We start from the raw sequence: 589 nt of genomic DNA, 5'->3' as shown, positions 1-589 counted from the left end.
AAGTTAGTCAAATGGCAGCTGGGCTTGCTTCGGGTGGCAAAACTGGGCGTGCCTCCTTCTCCTTTGGAGAGTTCACAGCAATGTCGTCAGCTGTATCTGAACACATAAAGCACTTATCCGCGAGTGCGAAGAAGTCTGTGCAACAGACCGCTAATAAGCCAAAAGAAGAGCAGTCTAAAAAAACAGCTCCTGTTTCGAATGACGTAGAAGATGATGCGCCTCTGTTTGATGATGATTTGCTTGATTTGGATGTGTTAAATGATGCAGAAGGCTCTGGAGCGCTTGGTGATACAGATGATATGGTTTCGGAAGTGCAAGGTCTGGATATAGATATTCCCCAGACTATTTTCCGCGCCTATGATATCCGGGGTGTGGTTGACGAAACCTTAAACGAAGGGCTTGTAGAGTTAATAGGTAAAGCTATTGCAAGTGAGGCGCTTCTTCAAGGGCAAAACGCGATATGCGTCGGGTTTGATGGTCGTTATTCTAGCGTACCGTACTCGGATTCATTGATCCGCGGGATCTTGAGTACCGGCCTGGATGTCGTCAATGTTGGGCAGGTTCCCACGCCGGTTTTATATTTCTCTAC

Annotated in this window: 1 pseudogene; it reads left to right on the top strand. The window is 47.2% G+C overall.

The features are described 5' to 3' along the window. Positions 1-80: 80 nt before the first annotated feature. Positions 81-589 (top strand): annotated as a pseudogene (locus A3761_RS03930) (phosphomannomutase/phosphoglucomutase); the annotation flags it as partial.

It is taken from the genome of Oleiphilus sp. HI0123, assembly GCF_001635315.1.
This window is presented reverse-complemented; position numbering and strand designations above follow the sequence as displayed.